General features: G+C 68.0%; 2 protein-coding genes. Both read left to right on the forward strand.

From position 1 onward, the window contains the following. Window positions 1-192, forward strand: a 192-nt coding sequence (locus tag NDR87_RS37000) for a hypothetical protein (protein ID WP_251918998.1), incomplete at its 5' end; no start/stop codon positions are given. Between the two features lie 223 nt (window positions 193-415). Next, on the forward strand, window positions 416-5,208 hold a 4,793-nt coding region (locus tag NDR87_RS37005; protein ID WP_251919001.1), incomplete at its 3' end, for a non-ribosomal peptide synthetase.

Here is a 5,208-nt window from a genome sequence, read left to right on the forward strand (position 1 = left end):
GTGAGCAGCGAGGGGTTGGCCGATGAGTGGGTGACGCATTTGTTCACCGATGTGGAAGGGTTGTCTGGGCTGGATCCGGAGCCGCTGGAGGACCTGCGGGCCGTCATCCTCGAACAGGGACCGGTATCCGGATTCGGCGACGCCGAAGTCATCGCATTCGACGAGCTGTTCGATGCCTCCGGAACCGCCTAGCGAGATCCTGGAGTAATAGCTTTCACCTCTCGGGCTGTGACGCAGCCCATGCAAATGAGGTATTGGCGCAACGCTCGGGCACCCTGCTACCGATGAGTAGTAGGAGCTCGTGCGGCCACCGCCGCACCGCGCACCCCTATATGATTGCTCGGACCGCGGGGTGGGGACGTCGACGTTGTTCGGCTGCGCGGACCTGATGAACGCGAGAGGTGAAAGCACTCGAATGGATACTGCCCGCCGTTCCGCTCGTGGTAGCCGTCGTCGCCGGTCGGGCAGCCCACTGTTCGGACAGCTGCTCACGGCCGCGGTGGAATCCGCGGCCGACTCGGTGGCCATCCGGTTCGCCGGTGAGCCCGCCCGCGAACTCAGCTATCGGGAGCTCGACGAGTCCTCGTCGCGGCTGGCCCGGGAGCTGATCGAGCGCGGGATCGGCGCCGGAGACGTCGTCGCCACCGGAATCACGCGCTCCATCGAATCCGTGCTGTCGGTGTGGGCCATCGCCAAGACCGGTGCGGCCTATGTGCCGGTCGATCCGACCTATCCGGCCGAGCGCATCGCCCATATCGTCGCCGATTCCGGTGCGGTACTGGGTTTGACGACCTCCGCCCATCGCGCCGCCCTCGGCACCGGCGTCTACTGGCTCGAACTCGACGATCCGGTGGTGGCCGAGCGGATCGCGGGTCGACCCTCACATCCGATCTCCTACACCGACCGGGTGCGCCCGCTGACCGAACAGCACCCGGCCTACGTCATCTACACCTCCGGCTCGACCGGCCGACCGAAGGGCGTGGTGGTCACCCACACCGGCCTGGGCGGGCTGGTCGCCGCCGAACGCGAGCACTACGGCGTCGGCGAGGATTCGCGCGTCCTGCATGTCTGTTCGCCGAATTTCGACGTGTCGGTGCTGGAGTTGCTGCTGGCGTTCTCCTCGGGCGCGACGCTGGTGGTGTCGCCGCCGCAGACCTTCGGCGGTTTCGAACTGGCCGATCTGCTGCATCGCGAGCAGATCACGCACCTGCTCATCACACCCGGCGCGCTGGAATCGGTGGATCCGACCGGCCTCGAGGACCTCGAGGCGGTCGTCGTCGCGGGTGACAAGTTCGGCCCGGAACTGGTGACCCGCTGGGCCCGAGACGGTCGACTGTTCTACAACGGCTACGGTCCGACCGAGGCCACCATCCTCGCCACCTCCAGCGCCCCGCTGGAGGTGGGCGAGCCGATCACCATCGGCACCCCGATTCCGGGAGTCGGTGCGTTCGTCCTGGATTCGCGGCTGCGCCCGGTTCCTGCCGGGGTCATCGGCGAGCTGTATCTGTCCGGTCCGGCGCTGGCCCAGGGGTATCTGAACCGGCCCGGACTGACCGCGGAGCGCTTCGTCGCCAGCCCGTTCGGGAGCGAGACCGGCAGCGCGCGGCTGTACCGCACCGGCGATCTGGTGCGCCGCAACGAGGCCGACGGCACCATCGAATATCTGGGCCGCTCGGACTTCCAGGTGAAGATTCGCGGCTTCCGCATCGAACTCGGCGAGATCGACAACGCGCTGACCGCGCATCCGGATATCGACTATGCCGCCACCCTGGGCCGTGCCCTGCCCTCGGGTGCGACGGCGCTGGTGGCCTATGTGCTGCCGCGTGCCGGGGCCACGGTCGACACCGGCGAGCTGGTGGAGTTCCTGTCGGAATCGTTGCCCGCGTACATGATTCCGGCGGCGATCGTGGTGCTCGACGAGATCCCGCTGACCCCGGTGGGCAAGCTGGACCGGGCGCGGCTGCCCGAACCCACTTTCGCCGCTCGGGAATTCCGCGCGCCCGCCACGCCGGTGGAGGAAATCGTCGCGGACGTGTTCGCCGCGCTGCTGGTCCCCGGCACCGAGGACGCCCCCGGCCGGGTGGGTGTCGACGACGACTTCTTCGAGCTGGGCGGCAATTCGCTGCTGGCCGCGCAGGCCGCGGCGCGCATCGGTGCGGCGCTGGATGTGCGGGTGCCGGTACAGCTGCTGTTCGAGGCGTCGACCGTGGGAGCGCTGGCCGAACGCGTGGAGCGCCATGCCGGTTCGGCGGCCGGGCAGCAGCTGCGGCCGATGCCGCGCCCGGAGCGAATCCCGCTGTCGTATGCGCAGCAGCGGATGTGGTTCCTCAACCGGTTCGATCCGGCCAGCGGGGTCAACAACATCCCGGTCGCGGTGCGGCTGAGCGGCAGCCTGGATGTGGCCGCGCTGCGGGCGGCGGTGCGGGATCTGGTGGAGCGGCACGAGGTGTTGCGCACCGTGTATCCCGAGCTCGATGGCGAGGGTTATCAGCTGGTCCTGTCCGCCTCGGACGAGCGTGCGGTGCCGGAGATTCCGGTGGTCGATGTCACCGAGAACGAGGTGTTCGGCCTGGTGGCCGAGGCGGTGACGACCGGTTTCGATGTGACGGTCGCGCCGCCGGTGCGGTTGCGGGTGTTGCGGTTGTCGGAGACCGAGCATGTGCTGGTGTGCGTGGTGCATCACATCGCGGGTGACGGTTTTTCGATGGCCCCGCTGACCCGCGACCTGATGACCGCCTACCTGGACCGGGTCCGCGGCGGGCAGCCGGAGTGGACTCCGCTCGAGGTGCAGTACGCCGATTACGCGCTGTGGCAGCGGGAGACGCTGGGTTCGGAGGATGATCCGGAGTCGGTGCTGTCGCAGCAGATCGAGTTCTGGCGGCGTGAATTGGCGGCGCTGCCGGAGCAGTTGGATCTGCCGGCCGATCGTCCGCGTCCCGCGGTGGCCTCCCATCGGGGCGCGACGCTGGGCTTCGAGATCGACGCCGGTGTCCACGCCGCCCTCAATCACCTGGCGCATCAACATAATTCGACGCTGTTCATGGTGGTCCACGCGGCGCTGGCGGTGCTGCTGGCTCGGCTCTCGGGTACCCGCGACATCGCCGTCGGCACTCCGGTCGCGGGCCGTGGCGACGCGGCGCTGGATGAACTGATCGGCATGTTCGTCAATACGCTCGTGCTGCGCACCGATGTCGATCCCGCCTTGCGGTTCGACGAGCTGCTGCGCACTGTCCGCGGCATCGATGTGGAGGCGTTCGGGCATGCGGATGTGCCGTTCGAGCGGTTGGTGGAGTTGCTGGATCCGGTGCGTTCGGCGGGGCGGCATCCGCTGTTCCAGGTGATGCTGACCTTCCAGAACCTCGCCCAGACCCATCTCGAGCTGCCAGGCCTGGCGGTCTCCGGGGTGGAGATGTCGGTTCCGCTGGCCAAATTCGACCTGCAGCTGACGCTGGTGGAGCGGATCGACGAACACGGTGTGCCGCAGGGTATGTCGGCGGCGTTCGGGTATGCCACCGATCTGTTCGACGAGGCGACGGTGCAGGACTTCGCCGATCGGTTCCGCCGGGTGCTCGACGCGGTGGCCGCCGATGCGACCGCAGTCGTCGGCGACATCGACGTGCTGGCCCCGGGTGAGCGCGAACTCGTTCTGCGCGAATGGAATTCGCCCGGTGTCGAGGTGCCGTCGGTGACGCTGTCGGATTTGATCGCCGCGCAGGCGAAGCGGCGGCCGGACGCGGTCGCCATCCGGTTCGGCGAGACCACCCTGTCGTTCGGCGAACTGCAGCAGCGAGCCAATCGGGTGGCGCGGGCGCTGATCAGGCGCGGTGCCGGACCGGAAACGCTGGTGGCCGTGGCGGTTCCGCGCACCGACGCACTGCCGGTGGCGTTGCTCGGCGCGCTGGCATCCGGTGCCGGGTACCTGCCGATCGACACGACCTATCCGCGGCAGCGGCTGGAGTTCGTACTGAACGATGCCGCTCCCGCGTGCATTCTCACCACCGCCGAGGCGCGGGAATCGCTGCCGGACACCGACATCCCGGTGGTGCTGCTGGAGGAGACCGCATCCTTCGGTGACGATCCGGTGACCGATGCCGACCGGATCGCGCCGCTGCGGCCGCACAATCTCGCTTACGTCATCTACACCTCCGGCTCCACCGGCGTTCCCAAGGGTGTGGGCGTCTCGCAGCGCAATGTGCTGGAACTGTTCGCCAACACCCAGCTCCAATTCGAATTCGACGAGACCGACGTGTGGACGCTGTTCCACTCGTTCGCCTTCGACTTCTCGGTGTGGGAGCTGTGGTGCGCGCTGGCCAACGGCGGCACGGTCGTGGTGGTCGACTATCCGACCTCCCGGTCCCCGGAGCTGTTCCGCGAGTTGCTGATTCGCGAGCAGGTTACCGTGCTCAACCAGACCCCGTCGGCGTTCTACCAACTGGCCGAGGCCGATCGCGCCGCACACGCGGACGCGGGTAAGTTCGCCCTGCGCTATGTGGTGTTCGGCGGTGAGGCGCTGGATCTGCGCCAGCTGCAGCGCTGGTACGAGCGGCATGCCTCGGACGCCCCGCAGCTGGTCAATATGTACGGCATTACCGAGACGACCGTGCATGTGTCGTTCCTGGAGCTGGACGAGCGGCTCTGCGACAGCCCGGCCAGTGTGATCGGTCGTGCGTTGCCTGGGCTGGAGACGTATGTGCTGGATGCTCGGTTGCATCCCGCGCCGGTCGGTGTGGCCGGGGAGATGTACGTTGCGGGTGAACAGCTTTCCCGCGGCTATCTCGGTCGCCCCGCCCTCACGGCGACCCGGTTCGTGGCCAACCCGCACGGCCAGCCCGGTTCACGGATGTACCGATCCGGCGATGTCGGTCGCTGGGCCGGGTTCAATGGCGAGGCGAATCTCGAGTACGCCGGGCGTAGCGATCAGCAGGTGCAGTTGCGCGGGTTCCGGATCGAACTGGGCGAGATCGAGGCAGCGCTACTGCGCTGCGCGGGTGTCAGCCAGGCCGTGGTGGTCGTGCGCTCCGACGAGCACGCCGGTGACCGGTTGGTGGGTTATGTTGTGCCCGAAAGCGGTTCGGCGCTCGAGTCCACCGCGCTGCGTGCCGAGGTGGGTGAGTTCCTGACCGGCTATATGGTGCCGGACGCGATCGTGGTGCTGGACGTGCTGCCGCTCACGCCGAACGGAAAACTGGATCGGAAGGCGTTGCCGGC

Origin of the sequence: Nocardia sp. CDC159 (assembly GCF_023740735.1) — a bacterium.
GTDB classification, from domain to species: Bacteria; Actinomycetota; Actinomycetes; order Mycobacteriales; family Mycobacteriaceae; genus Nocardia; species Nocardia pulmonis.